Origin of the sequence: Salmonella sp. SAL4457, assembly GCF_046548235.1 — a bacterium.
In the GTDB taxonomy this organism is placed as follows: Bacteria; Pseudomonadota; Gammaproteobacteria; order Enterobacterales; family Enterobacteriaceae; genus Salmonella; species Salmonella enterica.
In genome coordinates this window covers 227,424-245,946 of sequence record NZ_JBGDZO010000005.1, presented here as the reverse complement: position 1 = coordinate 245,946, position 18,523 = coordinate 227,424, and the positions used below count along the sequence as shown (strand labels likewise).

Sequence of the window (18,523 nt, the reverse complement as noted above, 5' to 3'; positions counted from 1 at the left end):
GTCAAAGGGAGTGAATGATGTAGGTACCCGGAAAAGAGGGAGTAATGTTGTCATCATCAGCGTTCCTGGCCGTAAATGAAACACGCATACTCATAACTGCTATAAATCGATACTAACACCTCTGTCCGGGATGTCTATTCGCTTATTGTTTGTAATGGTACTTAGCGTTTTGCCGCCAAATCCTGCGCGCAGGCCCAGGCGCTCGACCACGCCCACTGGAAGTTATAGCCGCCCAACCAGCCGGTGACGTCCATCACTTCGCCGATAAAATAGAGACCCGGCACGCGGCGCGCTTCCATAGTCCGCGATGATAGTTCGTTTGTATCCACGCCGCCCAGCGTCACTTCCGCTGTCCGATAGCCTTCGGTGCCGTTAGGCTGCACTTGCCAGGCCGTAAGCGTGTCAACCAACGCCTGCTGGTCACGAACGTTCAACTGTCCGAGCGATACATCCGGGATGTGCCCCAACTGTTGTAAACACTCCACCAACCGTTTCGGCAGATGCATCGCCAGCGTGTTCTTCAGACTCTGGTTCGGGTGCGCGTTACGCTGTTCATTGAGAACATCTTCCAGCGAGAGGTCCGGCAATAAGTTAATGCTCACTAACTCGCCCGGTTGCCAGTAGCTGGAAATCTGTAAAACGGCGGGGCCGGACAGCCCACGATGGGTAAAAAGTAGGTTTTCCCGAAATACCGTGCCATTGCGGGCGGTAATCACGCAGGGCACAGAGACGCCAGACAGCGTCTGGAGCTGTTCTAACAGCGGCTTATGTAGCGTAAAGGGCACCAGCCCGGCGCGCGTCGGCAACACCTTGAGACCAAACTGTTCGGCGATTTTATAGCCAAACGGTGATGCGCCAAGCCCCGGCATCGACAGGCCGCCGCTGGCAATCACCAACTTTTGCGTAGTCACCGTCTCGCCGTTCAACGCCAGTATGAAACCCGACTCATCACGCTCGACGCTCAATACCTCGCTACGCAGGCGCATCGTTACGCCGCCTTTGTCGCACTCGGCAACCAGCATATCGACAATGCGTTGGGCGGAATCATCGCAAAAAAGCTGTCCCAGCGTTTTCTCATGCCAGGCTATCCCATACCTGCCGACCAGATCGATAAAGTCCCACTGGGTATAGCGGGCTAATGCTGATTTGCAAAAATGGGGGTTCTGGCTCAAATACGCAGCAGGCTCAACATAAAGATTAGTAAAGTTGCAGCGTCCACCACCGGACATGAGGATTTTACGTCCTGGCTTCTTGCCATTATCGATGAGCAGCACGCGGCTACCCGCCTGTCCTGCCTGCGCGGCGCAAAACATGCCCGCTGCGCCAGCGCCTATAATAACGGCATCAAACCTTTCCACGTCGCCTTCCTCTCTCAAATTCGGGCGGGAATTGTAAAGTTTCCTCAGTGGTCGCACCAGCGCGAAAAGCGCCTGAAAATGGTATTTATCTGAAATATATAAGATAATTCTTTAGTGATATCAAACAAAGCACGAAGTACATCAAAAAAAGTCTATATTTCACTTTGCCCGCGCCGCCAAAGTCACTGATAATGCGCCGCGTTCATGTCCTCAAAATGGCGTAACGTCCTATGCTACATTTGTTTGCTGGCCTGGATTTACATACCGGGCTTTTATTATTGCTTGCTCTGGCTTTTGTGCTGTTCTACGAAGCGATTAACGGCTTCCATGACACAGCCAATGCAGTCGCAACCGTGATTTACACCCGTGCGATGCGTTCGCAGCTGGCGGTTGTCATGGCGGCGGTGTTTAACTTTTTTGGCGTTTTGCTGGGGGGTCTCAGCGTGGCGTATGCCATTGTGCATATGCTACCGACGGATCTCCTGCTCAACATGGGTTCCGCGCACGGCCTCGCTATGGTCTTTTCCATGTTGCTGGCGGCGATTATCTGGAACCTCGGTACCTGGTATTTCGGGTTGCCGGCGTCCAGTTCCCATACGCTGATTGGCGCCATTATCGGCATCGGTTTAACCAATGCGATGATGACCGGCACGTCAGTGGTGGATGCGCTTAACATCCCGAAAGTTATCAATATTTTCGGTTCACTCATTATCTCCCCTATTGTCGGTCTGGTATTCGCCGGCGGTCTGATTTTCTTGCTGCGCCGCTACTGGAGCGGTACTAAGAAACGCGCCCGTATCCACCTGACGCCAGCCGAACGTGAAAAGAAAGACGGCAAGAAAAAGCCGCCGTTCTGGACGCGTATCGCGCTAATCCTCTCCGCTATCGGCGTGGCGTTTTCGCATGGCGCGAACGATGGTCAGAAAGGCATTGGCCTGGTCATGCTGGTGCTGATTGGCGTCGCGCCTGCGGGTTTCGTGGTCAATATGAATGCCTCCAGCTACGAAATCACCCGTACGCGCGATGCTATCAACAATGTCGAAACGTACTTTGAGCAGCGTCCTGACCTGCTGAAAGCCGTCACCGGCGTTGACCAACTGATTCCGTCTCCGGAACCGGGCGCGACTGAACCGACTGAATTCCACTGCCATCCGGCTAACACCATTAACGCGCTTAACCGTGCGAAAGGGATGCTGGCAAACGTGGAAAGCTACGACAAGTTAAGCGTTGAACAGCGTAGTCAGTTGCGTCGCATTATGCTGTGCATTTCCGACACGACCGACAAAGTCGTGAAATTGCCTGGCGTAAGCAGCGATGACCAGCGCCTGCTGAAAAAGCTGAAGACCGATATGTTAAGCACCATTGAGTATGCGCCAGTGTGGATCATTATGGCAGTGGCGTTGGCGCTGGGTATTGGTACGATGATCGGCTGGCGTCGCGTGGCGACCACTATCGGCGAGAAAATTGGTAAAAAAGGCATGACGTATGCGCAGGGAATGTCGGCACAGATGACGGCGGCAGTCTCTATCGGTCTTGCCAGCTACACCGGTATGCCAGTTTCTACCACTCACGTACTCTCCTCTTCAGTGGCGGGAACCATGGTCGTTGATGGCGGCGGGTTGCAGCGTAAAACCGTGACCAGCATTCTGATGGCCTGGGTATTTACGTTACCGGCGGCGATTATTCTTTCCGGCGTGCTGTACTGGCTTTCCCTGAAGATTATTTAAGCCAAATGGGCCGGATAGCGCTGTCGCTAATCCGGCCTGTCAGGATGAAGCAACACAGGCCTGTCATCCGGGAGGCTTATCTAACATGAGCGGGTCAGGAAACTGGCCCGCTTTTTTCATTCAGTGCCAAATCATGAGCGCAATCAAGCTCACCACCACCAAACCGCATAACGCGCTGGTCAGCAGAAACTGGCGGCGCACGCGTTCACAACGGCGAATAAATTCTTCATCATGATGATCGCGATAGCGCTGAGCGTAGATATACCATACCAGGCGCACCTGTTTGTTGGGCTGACCATGCGTGGTAAAGAAGCCGCCGCCATCGACATATTGATAGAGCAAAGGATCGCAACCACGAAGTACCACTAACAGTGCGCGTAGCGATGAGAAATAGCGCGCCATATTAACAATGCAAACGACACATAAAGCCCAGAATAGTGAGACGGTGCTTATCATATCTCCTCCCCGGCGACCCGCCCACGGAGTTCCTCTCCGGGACTACCGCTCCCCGATACCCTGCCAGACAATCAGTGAAAGAGTACTACGAAAGCCGTCCATATTAGCGCTCCGCATTCGAACGGCTCTTATACACATTGTAGGAGATCAGTTAATTTTTTTACCAGAAGGTTAATCACTATCAATGCAATTCCCTGAAAATTTTGTTTAACTAACTGGCAAGCAAGGCAGATTGACGGATTATCCTGGTCGCTATAATGTAAGGATAGTTATGGTAAACGGCTGAGCTAGCCCCGCGCATAGAGTTCGCAGGACGCGGGTGACGCGGCGGCATAAGAAACGCCAGTAGCTCAATGGTCATCGACAACTTATGGAAGGAGTAACACTATGGCTTATAAACACATTCTTATCGCAGTTGATCTCTCCCCGGAAAGTAAAGTTCTGGTTGAAAAAGCGGTCTCTATGGCGCGCCCCTACAACGCGAAAATCTCCCTCATCCACGTTGATGTGAACTATTCTGACCTGTACACCGGTCTGATTGACGTCAATCTGGGCGATATGCAGAAACGTATCTCCGAAGAAACCCACCACGCGCTGACCGAGCTGTCTACCAACGCTGGCTACCCTATCACTGAAACCCTGAGCGGTAGCGGCGATTTGGGCCAGGTGCTGGTTGATGCCATCAAGAAATACGATATGGATCTGGTCGTTTGCGGTCATCACCAGGACTTCTGGAGCAAACTGATGTCTTCTGCGCGCCAGCTGATCAACACCGTTCACGTTGACATGCTGATTGTGCCGCTACGCGACGAAGAAGAGTAATACTTGCCGTACCGGCTGGCGGCTAAGACCGCGTCTGGTCTATAGTCAATCAGGTTGGCCTGAACCATCAGGCAAATTCCGGCTATCAACAACAACGCCCGCTTATGTGGGCGTTTTGTTTATCCCCCCTTCTTCGCAGTACTCAGTACATCATTCCATCACACCAAACATAATTAGTGTGATCCACTAATTAGTTTGCGTATCATTTGTATAATAACCTATTGATCAGGCTAATAACCGCAGTCTATATCAGGGTAAGTCTTTTCGGCGCGTTTTGATATACGCGCTCATACGTTTCGGGATGGCATTAAAAGGCGAAGGAATATGAATACAACTGCACCTACGGGCTTGCTGCAGCAACCTCGTCCATTCTTCATGATCTTTTTTGTAGAATTATGGGAACGATTTGGCTATTACGGCGTCCAGGGCATCCTGGCGGTCTTTTTCGTTAAACAATTGGGTTTTTCTCAGGAGCAGGCCTTTATTACCTTTGGCGCTTTTGCGGCGCTGGTTTATGGCCTGATCTCCATCGGCGGCTATGTTGGCGACCATCTGTTAGGGACTAAACGCACCCTGGTCCTGGGCGCGATTGTGCTGGCGATTGGCTATTTTATGACCGGCATGTCGCTATTAAATCCCGATCTGATTTTTATCGCACTGGGTACGATTGCCGTGGGCAACGGGTTATTTAAAGCCAATCCCGCTAGCCTGCTCTCTAAATGCTATCAGCCTAAAGATCCCCGGCTGGATGGCGCTTTCACCCTGTTTTATATGTCGATTAACATCGGTTCTTTGTTATCGCTATCGCTGGCGCCGGTGATTGCCGATAAATTTGGCTATGCGGTGACCTATAATCTGTGCGGCGCTGGTTTAATTGTTGCGCTTCTGGTGTACTTCGCCTGCCGTGGCATGGTGAAAAATATCGGTTCTGAACCGGATCATAAACCGCTACGTTTTCGCAATTTGCTGCTGGTACTACTCGGCACCGTCGTCATGATTTTCCTCTGCGCCTGGCTGATGCACAACGTTAAGATTGCCAATCTGGTGCTCATCGTCCTTTCTATCGTCGTCACTATTTTCTTCTTTCGCGAAGCGTTTCGTCTGGATAAAACCGGCCGCAATAAAATGTTCGTGGCGTTTATTCTGATGATTGAAGCCGTGCTGTTTTACATTCTGTATGCGCAGATGCCTACCTCGCTGAACTTCTTTGCGATTAATAACGTGCATCATGAAATTCTTGGATTCGCCATTAACCCGGTGAGTTTTCAGGCGCTGAACCCATTCTGGGTGGTCGTCGCCAGTCCGGTACTGGCAGCGATTTACACCCGACTGGGTAGCAAAGGCAAAGATCTGACTATGCCGATGAAGTTTACGCTCGGTATGTTCCTCTGCGCGCTGGGTTTTCTGACCGCCGCCGCCGCCGGGATGTGGTTTGCCGATGCGCAAGGATTGACGTCGCCGTGGTTTATCGTGCTGGTGTATCTGTTCCAGAGTCTGGGCGAGCTGCTGATTAGCGCGCTGGGGCTGGCAATGGTCGCCGCTCTGGTGCCGCAGCATCTGATGGGTTTTATTCTGGGAATGTGGTTCCTGACCCAGGCCGCCGCCTTCCTGCTCGGCGGTTATGTGGCGACCTTCACTGCCGTACCGGAAAACATCACCGATCCGTTGCAGACGCTGCCAATTTATACCGGCGTCTTTAGCAAAATTGGTCTGGTAACGCTGGCGGTCACCGTGGTGATGGCCATTATGGTGCCGTGGTTAAACCGAATGATTAATACGCCAGGTACCGAACAGTAATACTCAGTGCCGGATGCGGCTTACGCCTTATCCGGCCTACAAATAATTGAGAATCGTAGGCCCGATAAGCGTAGCGCCATCGGGCAATCCGTTACTCCGTCAGAGGGGTTCCGGCATAAATATCAAACCGATGCCCTTTGGTAACGATGGCGTTGGGCGTCGCGACATCCGCCAGCGGCGGCGCATAATCGGGACGTTTGACCACCACGCGTTTGGTCGCCAACTGACGCGCCGGTTCCAGCAGTCCGTCGGCGTCGAGATCCGGCCCCACCAACGACTGAAACACCCGCATCTCTTTCTTCACCAGCGCGCTTTTCTGCCGGTGAGGAAACATCGGATCGAGGTAGACCACCTGCGGGCGCGGCGTGATATCGGTCAACGCCGTCAGGCTGGAAGCATGAATCAGCTGCAAACGCTCCTGAAGCCAGCCGCCAATGCCCGCATCGGCGTAGCCGCGCGTCAGGCCGTCTTCGAGCAACGCGGCGACCACCGGATTACGCTCCAGCATCCGCACGCGGCAACCGACGGATGCCAGCACAAACGCATCGCGCCCCAGTCCGGCCGTGGCATCAACCACATCCGGCAGATAATCGCCTTTGATACCGACGGCTTTCGCCACCGCTTCGCCGCGCCCGCCGCCGAACTTACGCCGGTGCGCCATCGCGCCGCCGACAAAATCGACGAAAATGCCGCCGAGCTTCGGTTCGTCGCGCTTGCGCAGCTCCAGATGTTGCGGCGTCAATACCAGCGCCATCGGGTTGTCTTCGTCATGCTCCAGTCCCCAGCGGGCAGCCAGAACAGATAAGGCGCCGTCTGTGGCGCCCGTTTCATCCATTAAGCAGATTTGCACGTAAAATCAGCCTTTAATCCCGTAATGCTCCAGCATCGCGTCCAGCTGTGGTTCACGGCCACGGAAGCGTTTAAAGAGTTCCATCGGCTCTTCAGAACCACCGCGAGTCAGGATGTTATCAAGGAACGACTGACCGGTCTCACGGTTGAAAATGCCTTCCTCCTCAAAGCGGGAATAAGCGTCCGCCGCCAGTACGTCGGCCCACAGATAGCTGTAGTAGCCTGCCGCATAGCCGCCAGCAAAGATATGGCTGAACGCATGTGGGAAGCGGCCCCATGTCGGTGACGGCACCACGGCGACCTGTTTTTTGATTTCAAAGAGCGTCTCAAGAATTTTCGCTCCTTGCTGCGGGTTAAATTCCGCATGCAGACGGAAATCAAACAGACCGAACTCCAGCTGACGCAGAATAAACAGCGCCGCCTGATAGTTTTTCGCCGCCAGCATTTTATCCAGCAGTTCCTTCGGCAACGGCTCGCCGGTTTCATAGTGGCCGGAGATAAACGCCAGCGCTTCCGGCTCCCAGCACCAGTTTTCCATAAACTGGCTTGGCAGTTCGACGGCGTCCCACGGCACGCCGCTGATACCGGAGACCCCGGCGGTCTCAATGCGGGTCAGCATATGATGCAGGCCATGACCAAACTCGTGGAACAGGGTGATCACTTCGTCATGGGTAAACAGAGCGGGTTTACCGTTCACCGGACGGTTGAAATTACAGGTCAGATAAGCGACCGGCTTTTGCAATGTGCCGTCCGCCTTACGCATCTGGCCGACACAGTCGTCCATCCACGCCCCGCCGCGTTTGTGTTCGCGCGCGTACAGGTCAAGGTAGAAGCTGCCGCGCAGCTCGTTATTTTCGTCATACAGTTCAAAGAAACGCACTTCCGGGTGCCAGACATCAACGTCAGTACGCTCTTTGGCAGTGATGCCGTAAATACGTTTCACCACTTCAAACAGGCCATTCACGGCTTTGTTTTCCGGGAAGTACGGACGTAGCTGCTCATCGCTGATGCTGTACAGGTGCTGTTTTTGCTTTTCACTGTAGTACGCGATATCCCACGGTTGCAGTTCCTCAACGCCAAATTCGGCTTTGGCGAAGGCGCTCAGCTGGGCCAGCTCTTTTTCCCCCTGCGGACGGGCGCGTTTCGCCAGATCGGTTAAGAAATCGAGCACCTGCTGCGGATTTTCCGCCATTTTGGTGGCCAGCGATTCATGGGCATAATTTTCGAAGCCCAGCAGTTGCGCCAGTTCATGGCGCAGCGCAAGAATTTCTTCCATCACCGGGCTGTTATCCCACTTACCGGCGTTCGGCCCCTGGTCGGAGGCGCGAGTGGAATAGGCGCGATACATCTCTTCGCGCAACGCCTGGTTGTCGCAGTAGGTCATGACCGGCAGATAGCTCGGGATATCCAGAGTCAGCAGGTAACCTTCCTGCTCTTTGGCTTCCGCCTGGGCCTTCGCTGCCGCCAGAGCGCTTTCCGGCATTCCCGCCAGCTCGGCTTCGTCGGTGATGAGCTTCGTCCAGCCCATGGTGGCATCGAGCACATTATTGCTGTACTGGTTGCCCAGCTCAGACAGGCGAGTGGCGATTTCGCCGTAACGCTGCTGTTTCTCTTTCGGCAGACCGATGCCGGACAGTTCAAAATCACGCAGCGCGTTATCAACCGCTTTCTTCTGCGCGGTATTCAGCGTGGCGTAATGATCGCCGTCGCGCAGGTCGCGGTACGCGTTGTACAGTCCTTCATGCTGTCCAACCCAGGTGCTGTATTCCGACAACAGCGGCAGCGTCTGTTCGTAGGCTTCACGCAGCTCCGGGCTATTTTTCACCGAGTTTAAGTGGCTAATTGGCGAGAAAATACGCCCCAGAACATCGTCGGCTTCCGCCAACGGCTGGCAGAGGTTTTCCCAGCTATACGGCGCGCCATGCGCCACAACGCCTTCTACCGCCGCCCGGCAATCGGCCAACGCTTTGGTGACCGCAGGCACCACATGCTCCGGTTTAATTGCAGAAAAAGGCGGCAGTGAAAAAGACGTTAGTAATGGATTGGTCATATGCGCAGTCCTGTAGAAGAAGGTGAGTGGAGCGCGCTTTTGGCGCTCTCGCGATGAGATCTAGAATGGGGGATAGTAAGGGGAATTTCAATGATGGACAGCGTACAGACGTGGGTATCGCTGCAATAAGCCGCCCCTTTAACATCATCCCGGCTTACGTTTTATAAGCCGGGTGACAACGTCAGCGCGTTTTTCTCGCCATCTCGTAAGCAGCGGACAGATCCAGACGCTGCCAGAACTGTTGATCCTCGGTCTCGCCCGACAACGGATATCCTGCCGGTAACGCCGTCTCTTCCATTAACGCCTGACGCTGCGCTGGCGACAGGTTCGGCAGCGCTGTCTGTAGCAGAACATCGGCGCCTTTTGGTATTTTCAACGGCTGATGCTCGCCTTTCTGTTGCGGCAGGTTATAAGTCATGGTGAAGCGGTAGAAGGTATGCATGGCCGGATCGCGGTACGGATCGTCTTTTCCGGTCGATGCCGCGCATTCGACAATCGTCGTACCGCACTCTTTCACCAGCGCCTCACGCAGTTGAGCGCGAGCTTCGTTGAATAACGTACGGTAATACGGATCGTTAAGATAATGCGCGACATTACGCTGCGCGACCATCCGCGCGCCCATCACATCCAGCGGATAGTGTACGCCAAGGACCAGGCGAGAATAGCCATAACGCGCGCCACGAATCACCAGCGCATCAAAGCGTTCCGGGATCATTTCCGCCATCAACAGCGCATCCGTATAACCGGTATTCGTGTGTCCGCTGGGGAAAGCACCGCCACCTGCGGTATAAGGATGACCATCTTTTACCACCACATCATCCGGCGTCAAATGGATAGTATTACCCGGCACCTGGTAAGGACGCGGGTAATGAAAATATTTTTTCGCCGCGCCGGTGCTGACTTCCGAGGCTTTAATCAACGCCGCCGCTTTGCCCAACTCACCTTTATCATAAGCGGCGAGAAATGCCCGCCCCAGCCGCGGCCCCATTGCGTCGCTCAGGAAATAGAGATACTCCACGCTTTCCGCATCCGCCAGCGCCTGGTGACGGGTATTAACATCGGCATCGTGATTAATCGCCGTCACCGTCGCCAGATTGTCTTTCAATACTGCTTCCGGCAATGTATTGAAGGCGGAAAGTAGGGTAATCCCCATCTGTTGATTCTCAGTAGTATGAAAATCATAACCGCTAGCCTGTAACCAGGCATTATCCGCCTGGATGGAATTCTGTCGCATCTGAGCCAGGGCGTCGCGAGTCAACGCGGCGGTATCGCCTTGTAATGCCTTACGCAACTGTGTCAGCCATTGAGCCTCAAGGTCATTAAAGGCGACGCTCGCCGAGTCGGGCGTCACGCTTTTCGCTATCGACTCCGCCTGGGACAGGGGAATATCTTTCGCCAGTGCCGGCATCGCCAGCGCCAGAGATGACGCCAGTACAGTAATGTGTAGTTTCATTATGGTTCCTTTCATTAAAAATAACGCCAGGTCAAAACTACTACCTTGCCCACAGGCGATGCTGGCCTGCGCAGTTGACGGTTTGATGATACGAACACGTCTTGCAATACTTTCACAACGCGCGAAACAACATGGCGGTACTGGGGTAATCTGCGCGGATCTGCGGTAAACTATCGGCTAACTTGTTTACTTCCCGGAATATCTGCATCCATGCTCAGTTATCGTCACAGCTTTCACGCTGGCAACCACGCCGACGTCCTTAAACATACCGTTCAGAGCCTGATCATCGAGTCGCTAAAAGAGAAAGAAAAACCGTTTCTCTATCTGGACACGCACGCGGGCGCGGGGCGTTATCAGTTGGGCAGCGAACATGCTGAACGTACCGGAGAGTATCTGGAAGGCATCGCCCGTATCTGGCAGCAGGACGATCTGCCCGCCGAACTGGAACCGTATATTAGCGTCGTAAAACATTTCAACCGCAGCGGGCAGTTACGCTACTATCCGGGCTCCCCGTTAATCGCCCGCCAGTTGCTGCGTGAGCAGGACAGTCTGCAACTCACGGAATTGCATCCCAGCGACTTCCCACTGTTGCGCGCGGAGTTTCAAAAAGACAACCGCGCCCGCGTGGAACGCGCTGACGGCTATCAGCAACTGAAAGCCAAATTGCCGCCGGTTTCCCGCCGCGGTCTTATTCTCATTGACCCGCCTTATGAAATGAAAACCGACTACCAGGCGGTAGTCAGCGGCATCAGCGAGGGTTATAAACGTTTCGCCACCGGGACATACGCGCTATGGTATCCGGTGGTACTCCGCCAGCAAATTAAGCGCATGATTCATGAGCTGGAGGCCACCGGCATCCGTAAAATCCTGCAAATTGAGCTGGCGATCCGCCCGGACAGCGATCAGCGCGGGATGACGGCGTCCGGTATGATCGTGGTTAACCCGCCGTGGAAACTGGAGCAGCAGATGAACAACGTGCTACCGTGGCTGCACAGCAGGTTGGCGCCAAACGGTCACGGACACACTTCGGTAAGCTGGATCGTGCCGGAGTAATCACAGCCATCGGTGGAACCTTTCACCTTCAGGTATACAATCGCGAATATTTTGGCGGGTAGCGCAGAATCTATCCGTCCGACAACGAACATAAAGGAGCGGTCATGACCAAACACTATGATTACATCGCTATCGGCGGCGGCAGCGGCGGTATCGCCTCGATTAACCGCGCCGCTATGTACGGCCAGAAATGCGCGCTCATCGAAGCCAAAGAGCTGGGCGGTACCTGTGTTAACGTGGGCTGCGTGCCGAAGAAAGTGATGTGGCATGCCGCGCAGATTCGTGAAGCGATTCATCTGTATGGCCCGGACTACGGTTTTGACGCCACGATTAATCAGTTCGACTGGAGCAAGCTGATTGCCAGCCGTACCGCGTATATTGACCGCATCCATACTTCATACGACAACGTGCTGGGCAAAAATAACGTGGATGTGATTAAAGGCTTTGCCCGCTTTGTCGATGCCAAAACCATTGAAGTGAACGGCGAAACCATCACCGCCGACCATATTTTGATCGCTACCGGCGGCCGTCCGAGCCATCCTGAGATTCCAGGCGTGGAATACGGCATTGATTCCGACGGTTTCTTTGCGCTGTCGGCCTTGCCGGAGCGCGTCGCAGTGGTAGGCGCAGGTTATATCGCCGTTGAACTGGCTGGCGTTATCAACGCGCTGGGGGCGAAAACGCATCTGTTTGTCCGTAAACATGCGCCGCTGCGCAGTTTTGACCCGATGATTAGCGAAACGCTGGTTGAGGTGATGAACGCCGAAGGCCCGCAACTGCATACTCATGCCGTGCCGAAAGCGGTGGTGAAAAACGCCGACGGCAGTCTGACTCTGGAACTGGAAGATGGCCGCAGTGAAACCGTTGATTGCCTGATCTGGGCTATTGGTCGCGAACCGTCGACCGACAATATTAATCTGGCGGCGGCGGGCGTGAAAACCAATGAAAAAGGTTACATCATTGTCGATAAATTCCAGAATACCAACGTTGAAGGCATTTACGCCGTTGGCGATAACACCGGCGCAGTGGAGTTAACGCCAGTCGCCGTCGCCGCCGGTCGCCGTCTCTCCGAACGCCTGTTTAACAACAAGCCGGACGAGCATCTGGACTACAGCAACATCCCGACCGTGGTCTTTAGCCATCCGCCTATCGGCACCGTCGGGTTAAGCGAGCCGCAGGCGCGCGAGCAGTACGGCGACGAGCAGGTAAAAGTCTATAAATCATCGTTTACCGCTATGTATACCGCGGTGACGACGCACCGCCAGCCGTGCCGTATGAAGCTGGTCTGCGTCGGGCCGGAAGAAAAAATTGTGGGTATCCACGGTATCGGCTTCGGCATGGATGAAATGTTGCAGGGCTTCGCGGTAGCGCTGAAGATGGGCGCTACCAAGAAAGACTTCGATAATACCGTCGCTATTCACCCGACCGCATCGGAAGAGTTTGTGACCATGCGTTAATATCTTGTGCGCCCATCTTCAAGGGTGGGCGCACAAGCCTGCATGATTAATACGTACTGAAATAACTCTGGATCAGTTCCGGATTACGCGTCTGAGTTAATGCCGTCATCAGCAAGACTCGCGCCTTCGCCGGGTTGAGCGAGTCAGACACCAGCCCTGGCTGCCCTTTATCCAACGGTACTACGCCGTTTCCGGTGCGGGAAGCGCGCACCACGATAATCCCGGCCTTCTCCGCTTTTTTAATCCCCGCGTCGCTGCGTACCGAGACTGAACCTGCGCCGGTTCCGGCATAAATAATACCGTCCGCGTGATGGGCGATCGCCGCATCATACATATATTCCGGGTCGTCCTGATAGCCGTAAATAATCACCACATTGGGTAATTTTTTGATATTACGTACGTCAAAAACAGATCGCAGGGTATGAATTTTTTCCACCCGCGTTTCGAACTGTGGCTGACCATTAACGATGACCCCCAGATAGCCCTCTTCCGGCGCTTTAAAGGTATCCAGAGTCGTGGCATTGGTTTTCGTTACAAAGCGCGCCGAACCAATACGATCGTTTAAAACCACCATTACGCCGCGTCCCTTCGCATTCGGGTCAGCAGCCACCGTGACCGCTTCCAGCAGGTTCATTGCGCCATCGGCGCTGATTGCCGACGCGGGCCGCATTGCAGCGGTAAACACCACCGGTTTGTCGCTTTTCACGGTCAAATTAAGAAAGTAGGCGGTTTCATCGAGCGTGTCAGTGCCATGAGTAATGACCACACCGTCAACATCGTCCCGCGCCAATAACGCATTCACCTTCTGTGAAAGTTTCAGGATAATATCGCTGGTCATATTTTCGCTACCAATATTCGCCACCTGCTCGCCGTCAACGCGAGCGATATTATTCATTTCCGGCACGGCATTTATTAATGTTTGCACGCCAAGCTCACCGGATTTATATCCGGCGGTTTGCGTATTATTGGCTGCCGTCCCGGCGATAGTACCGCCTGTCGCGAGAATAACAATATGCGGTAGTGACGTTGTGCTAAATACACAGTGGCTGATGAGCAGCAACACGGTGGCCATGAAAACTCTAATTTTCATTTTCTTCCTCTGAATTAAAAATAATAAGTGGCGTGTGCTATAAAAACATGAATAACAATCAGGCCAGAACCATTTTTCCTATTAACAGCCCGACAATGACCGAGACAATCACGTTAACTAATCCCGGACGCATAAAACTATGGTTAAGCACATATTTGCCGATACGCGTCGTACCGGTGTCGTCAAACGCCAGCGCCGCCAGACACTGTCCCGCCACCGGAATAAAGAAATAGCCGTTAACGGCAGGCCAGGAACCGATTAATGCATAAGCGGGCAACCCTAACGCCAGCCCCAGCGGCAACAGAATTAACGTCGTTGCCGCCTGGCTGCTGACCATAGCGGACACGAAAAACATCATAATGGCGATAAGCCAGGTATGCTGTTGCAATAGAGTTTGCACTTCTGCCTTAATCAACGCGATATGACCATTCACGAACGTCTCACTCATCCAGGCCAGGCCGAAGGCGCAGACAATCGCCAGCGCGCCCGCCCGAAATACCGTACCGCTGATAATCTGATCGACCTGCGGCCGACATAACAACACAATCAGGCAGGCAAAAGAGAGCATCGTAATCTGGATAGCGGCGGACATCGAAAGCGGTTGTAGCCCTTTCGCTGTCTCCACCATGGGCCGCAGCGCCGGAATCAGTCCTAACAGAACGATAACGATCGCGCTGGTCAGAAATAACGCCACCGACAATTTGGCGCGCGAAGTGACTACCGTATTTTTACTTTCTTTCTGCGCAGGTTTAATTAACCCTTCAGCAAGCCGACGTTGATATTCCGGATCGTCTTTTAACTCTTTTCCTTTATTAAAGGTCGCTATTGCCCCCATCGCTACACCGATTAACGTAGCAGGCACGCAAATCATCATAATGGTTGAAATAGAGACGCCCAACGGCGCCATTAAACCAATCATCGCCGCCATGGCGGCAGATATAGGGCTGGCGGTGATCGCCTGTTGCGATGCGATAACGGAAATAGATAAAGGACGTTCCGGTCGAATACCAGAATCCCGTGCGACTTCAGAAATAACCGGTAACAAGCTATAAACGACATGCCCCGTTCCTGACATAAAAGTGAAGATATAACAGATAAACGGCGCTAATAACGTAATGTAACGAGGGTGGCGACGCAGAATTTTTTCCGCCAGTTTGACCAGTAAATCCAGCCCGCCGGAGGCCTGTAAAGAAGCGGCCGCCAGGACAACAGAAAGAATAATCAGAATAACATCAATCGGTGGCGTAGAAGGCGTCAGGCCAAAAATAAAAACCATCACGCCGACGCCTAACCCGCCGACCATCCCTAAAAATACGCCGCCGATCCTGGCGCCTATCATCAGGGCCACAAGGATAAAACATAATTCCGTCCAAAACATACTTCCTCCTGGGTTATCTGGAGTGAGTGTCGCTTTACATTGAGGGACGTAACCTATTGTGCAAACGGTTTACCAAAACCAAATGCGCCGTAATGAGATAACACCTGCGCCGCCGATTTCCCGCCCTGCCGCATGGCGCGTAGCACGCTTTCTTTATCGGGTTCCGCCATACCCGATTGCAAAATGGAAAGCAAAAAACCGGTTAAGAAGGCGTCGCCTGCGCCCAGCGTATCGACAGGTTCGATATAAGCAGGTTGCCACTCCAGATAATCCGCGCCGGAAAAATAATAAACTTTTTCATGCCCGCAGGTGGCAATAATATGCCGACAGCCATAACGATAAAGTTTATTGAGTTTTATTTTGATTTCATCTGGCGATAACCCGCTACAGGAGACAAATCCATAATCTACCCACGGGCATACCTTTTCAAAATAGTCGTCTGTACCGCGCCCGGAAAAATCAAAAGAGAGTAAGACGGTTTGTTGTTTAATTTTCTCCAGTTCCGATTCCAGGTGGCCGTTAATACTGGAATGGACTAAGGTAAATTGTGATATATAGCGAAGATCATCGTCAGACAGGCTAAAAGGATGTTCCCGCAATACGCCGTTTTTGTTGCTGGCGACAAATTGCCGATCGCCATGCGTGAGACGGATACAGGCATACCCATTTTCGCCGGTATAATGGCGGCTGTGAGAGATGTCTATCTGTAGCTGGTGTAATACATCCTGTACGTGCTGCGCGGCGTCGTCATTGCCAAACGCCCCCATAAACGCGCTGGGGATGTCTGCTAATTTTGCATAGACAGCAAAATTTAATGCATTACCGCCGGGGTACATAATGCCGGAATGCAGGTATTTATCGACAACGTTGTCGCCAATACCCAATACGCTGATGCTCATCATTATTCCTTGTTTGTCTTTACAATAAAAAGCGTCCCTGCTTTTTTATCCATCCTGATGTAATTAATATTCCACTTTCCACATATAGCGGCGCGTCGTTAACGGATGCTGACGCGCCTCAGCTAACGCCCGATTGTAAACGGGATAAACGTTATTAAAGAGAGAGTGGTTAAAGTAATCAATAACCGTGGTTTTAATGGTCGATAGCCCCAGCTCTTTCGCATCGACAACTTCAATCCGGCGGCCATATTTTTTCAGGAAGTTTAACGCGCGTTCATCCACCGCCCGCGTATTGCCCTCGGAAAACTGGAAGAAGAAAGGCGTATTCGCATCGGTAATTTCAAACGGCCCGTGGAAAAACTCACCGCTATGAATACAGGCGGAATGTATCCATTGCATTTCCATAAAGATACAGATGCTCTGTAGGTAGGCTGCGCCATAGCCCGCGCCGCTGGCGACGGTGTAAATGACTTTATCGTCTTTATATTCCTGCGCGAACGCCTGCGCACGCTCCGCTACCTGCTCGCAAGCGCGCCAGACGATACGGTTGATTTTGCTGACGCCATCCTGAAAATCGTCGTAGTGCGCATACCCTTCCGTCTGCTGGAGCAGTTCGACCGCACTCAGCAGGCCTTTCATCGTTTTATCTCCGGCAATATCTTTACCGTCGCCAAACGTGTACGTTTCCACATAGTCGCAATGCGCCACCAACGGTGAATCCATTATCCAGGTTAAACCAATGACCGGCGCGCCGTGCTGACGGGCGATTTCAGCCGCTTTAATTGTCTCTGGCGTATTACCTTTGTGGGAGGCGACAACCACAACGGCATTTTCTCCCAGCGCTACCGGCGGGTTGTTAATAAATTCTCCGCTGTTATACAGACCGACAGTCAACGCTTTCGCTTCTTTTTCTAAAAATGCTTTCGCCGGATAGAACGCCGCATAAGAACCGCCGCACGCCACATAATAGACATGTTTAACGCCTCCTTTCTCTGCCTGGCTGGTCACAATATTGCTAACTGTCTCTTTCATACCCATCATGCTTTCCTCTGGTTCCATCAATGATACAGGCGAGGATTCGCCATAAATGACTCATAATGTATTATTATTTTTATATGACATTTAAAGACATTTGATCAAGATGGAAAGCAAAAAAAATCGGGATCCGCGATCTGGATCCCGATTCAGCCTGCTCTTCGTTAGCGTAATGCTGACATCATACGGTAAACCGTATTTTATCGCCGACAATCAACTGTTGCGAAACGCAGGAGAGTTCTCCTTTGTTATCAATCATTTCACTTTTTATCAGGATCAGCGGATAACCCTCGTTGACGCCAAGATAATGGGCGACTTCAAAACTGGCATAAACCAGTTCGATCATCTTACGGGAGTGGGTAAACCATAAGTGGTGTTTCTCGCGTAAGCATTCATACAAAGAGTGATTATTAAGATCTTCGTCCAGCAAAAACGCAAAACGAGGGGGAAGATGTACGGTTTCCAGCGATACCGCCACATCGTCGGCATAGCGGATACGTTCAATGACGACCGCTTTTTCGCCATCGTTCATATTCAGTAACGCTTTTGTCTCATCGTCTACCGATTCAAAAACGGATTTGATGGTGCGTGACCCCGGGCGACGTCCCTGGGACTGGCATAACTCGCTGAAACTCATGATGCCGGTCATACTGCGCTGAAATTTCTCACCAGAGACAAAGGTGCCTTTGCCGGAGACACGGGTCAGCAAATTTTCACGCGTCAGCGCATCCAACGCCTTACGGACCGTGACCCTGCTCACCTGCCAGCGCGCGCTCAGTTCATTTTCCGTCGGGATCTGCTGGCCTGGTTTATACTCTCCACGCGCAATGGCCTCTTTTAAGGCGGCTTCAAGCTGCTTATAAAGCGGTTTAGCGCTTTTACTGTCGGGTTGCTCGATCATTTGTATCCATTTGTATTATCATGGTGCCATGGCTTGTATTATAACTATTTACGTTACCTTTGCTTGTGAATCCACGCCATGCGGTGACGTAGTGATACCGCTATGAAACGAATGTTCTGATTTTAGGTCTGGGGCGGGCGTCATGAAAATAGGATTTTCGCAATACTATTCAGTAAGTTATAAATTGTTTTTCTTGAG

General features: G+C 52.6%; 15 protein-coding genes. 5 read left to right on the top strand and 10 right to left on the bottom strand.

Annotation, left to right across the window (positions count from 1 at the left end; all coding sequences use genetic code 11):
• Positions 1-161 precede the first annotated feature (161 nt).
• Complete coding sequence (locus ACLJNW_RS17290) at positions 162-1,358, bottom strand: NAD(P)/FAD-dependent oxidoreductase (protein WP_024154673.1); 1,197 nt, start codon at positions 1,356-1,358, stop codon at positions 162-164.
• 230 nt (positions 1,359-1,588) lie between these two features.
• Between ACLJNW_RS17290 and pitA the strand changes: the two genes are divergently transcribed.
• Positions 1,589-3,085, top strand: a complete 1,497-nt coding sequence (gene pitA / locus ACLJNW_RS17285) for an inorganic phosphate transporter PitA (RefSeq protein WP_000902764.1) — start codon at positions 1,589-1,591, stop codon at positions 3,083-3,085.
• 120 nt (positions 3,086-3,205) lie between these two features.
• Here pitA and uspB read toward each other — a convergent pair whose 3' ends face one another.
• The gene (uspB, locus tag ACLJNW_RS17280; RefSeq protein WP_000626193.1) at positions 3,206-3,541 is read right to left on the bottom strand and encodes a universal stress protein UspB; all 336 of its coding nucleotides are present in this window, start codon (positions 3,539-3,541) and stop codon (positions 3,206-3,208) included.
• A gap of 387 nt (positions 3,542-3,928) precedes the next feature.
• Between uspB and uspA the strand changes: the two genes are divergently transcribed.
• Both uspA and dtpB read left to right on the top strand, forming a co-directional pair.
• Entirely contained in the window at positions 3,929-4,363 is a 435-nt protein-coding gene (uspA, locus tag ACLJNW_RS17275; RefSeq protein ID WP_000323565.1) for a universal stress protein UspA, read from the top strand.
• A 324-nt stretch (positions 4,364-4,687) separates the two neighbouring features.
• Positions 4,688-6,160, top strand: a complete 1,473-nt coding sequence (gene dtpB, locus ACLJNW_RS17270; RefSeq protein ID WP_001098275.1) for a dipeptide/tripeptide permease DtpB — start codon at positions 4,688-4,690, stop codon at positions 6,158-6,160.
• Positions 6,161-6,251: 91 nt separating this feature from the next.
• Here the strand turns inward: dtpB and rsmJ are convergent, their stop codons facing one another.
• From rsmJ to ACLJNW_RS17255, 3 genes are all read right to left on the bottom strand, one after another.
• Positions 6,252-7,010, bottom strand: coding sequence for a 16S rRNA (guanine(1516)-N(2))-methyltransferase RsmJ (gene rsmJ, locus ACLJNW_RS17265; protein ID WP_023204134.1), 759 nt, complete (start codon positions 7,008-7,010; stop codon positions 6,252-6,254).
• A 6-nt stretch (positions 7,011-7,016) separates the two neighbouring features.
• Positions 7,017-9,059 carry an oligopeptidase A gene (gene prlC, locus ACLJNW_RS17260; protein WP_023204135.1) on the bottom strand — a complete coding sequence of 681 codons (2,043 nt, stop codon included), beginning with the start codon at positions 9,057-9,059 and terminating at the stop codon, positions 7,017-7,019.
• A gap of 181 nt (positions 9,060-9,240) precedes the next feature.
• Positions 9,241-10,512: an acid phosphatase gene (locus ACLJNW_RS17255; RefSeq protein ID WP_000766151.1), complete on the bottom strand. Its 1,272-nt coding sequence runs from the start codon at positions 10,510-10,512 to the stop codon at positions 9,241-9,243.
• Positions 10,513-10,722: 210 nt separating this feature from the next.
• Here ACLJNW_RS17255 and ACLJNW_RS17250 point away from each other — a divergent pair, with 210 nt between their 5' ends.
• Both ACLJNW_RS17250 and gorA read left to right on the top strand, forming a co-directional pair.
• Complete coding sequence (locus ACLJNW_RS17250; RefSeq protein ID WP_000954235.1) at positions 10,723-11,565, top strand: 23S rRNA (adenine(2030)-N(6))-methyltransferase RlmJ; 843 nt, start codon at positions 10,723-10,725, stop codon at positions 11,563-11,565.
• A 104-nt stretch (positions 11,566-11,669) separates the two neighbouring features.
• On the top strand, positions 11,670-13,022 hold the full coding sequence (gene gorA / locus ACLJNW_RS17245) for a glutathione-disulfide reductase (protein WP_000160764.1): 1,353 nt from the start codon (positions 11,670-11,672) through the stop codon (positions 13,020-13,022).
• A gap of 46 nt (positions 13,023-13,068) precedes the next feature.
• Here the strand turns inward: gorA and fraE are convergent, their stop codons facing one another.
• The 5 genes from fraE to ACLJNW_RS17220 all read right to left on the bottom strand — a co-directional run bounded on the left by fraE (position 13,069) and on the right by ACLJNW_RS17220 (position 18,325).
• On the bottom strand, positions 13,069-14,112 hold the full coding sequence (fraE, locus tag ACLJNW_RS17240) for a fructose-asparagine asparaginase (protein ID WP_000702755.1): 1,044 nt from the start codon (positions 14,110-14,112) through the stop codon (positions 13,069-13,071).
• Between the two features lie 58 nt (positions 14,113-14,170).
• Positions 14,171-15,490 (bottom strand): anaerobic C4-dicarboxylate transporter family protein, encoded by a 1,320-nt coding sequence (locus tag ACLJNW_RS17235; protein ID WP_000498935.1) that lies wholly within the window; start codon positions 15,488-15,490, stop codon positions 14,171-14,173.
• A gap of 53 nt (positions 15,491-15,543) precedes the next feature.
• A complete protein-coding gene (gene fraD, locus ACLJNW_RS17230) occupies positions 15,544-16,389 on the bottom strand; it encodes a fructose-aspartate kinase (RefSeq protein WP_000028435.1) in 846 nt (281 codons plus the stop codon).
• A gap of 63 nt (positions 16,390-16,452) precedes the next feature.
• Positions 16,453-17,430 (bottom strand): 6-phosphofructose-aspartate deglycase, encoded by a 978-nt coding sequence (gene fraB / locus ACLJNW_RS17225; protein WP_080218858.1) that lies wholly within the window; start codon positions 17,428-17,430, stop codon positions 16,453-16,455.
• A 175-nt stretch (positions 17,431-17,605) separates the two neighbouring features.
• Positions 17,606-18,325, bottom strand: coding sequence for a GntR family transcriptional regulator (locus ACLJNW_RS17220; RefSeq protein WP_000572565.1), 720 nt, complete (start codon positions 18,323-18,325; stop codon positions 17,606-17,608).
• Positions 18,326-18,523 lie beyond the last annotated feature (198 nt).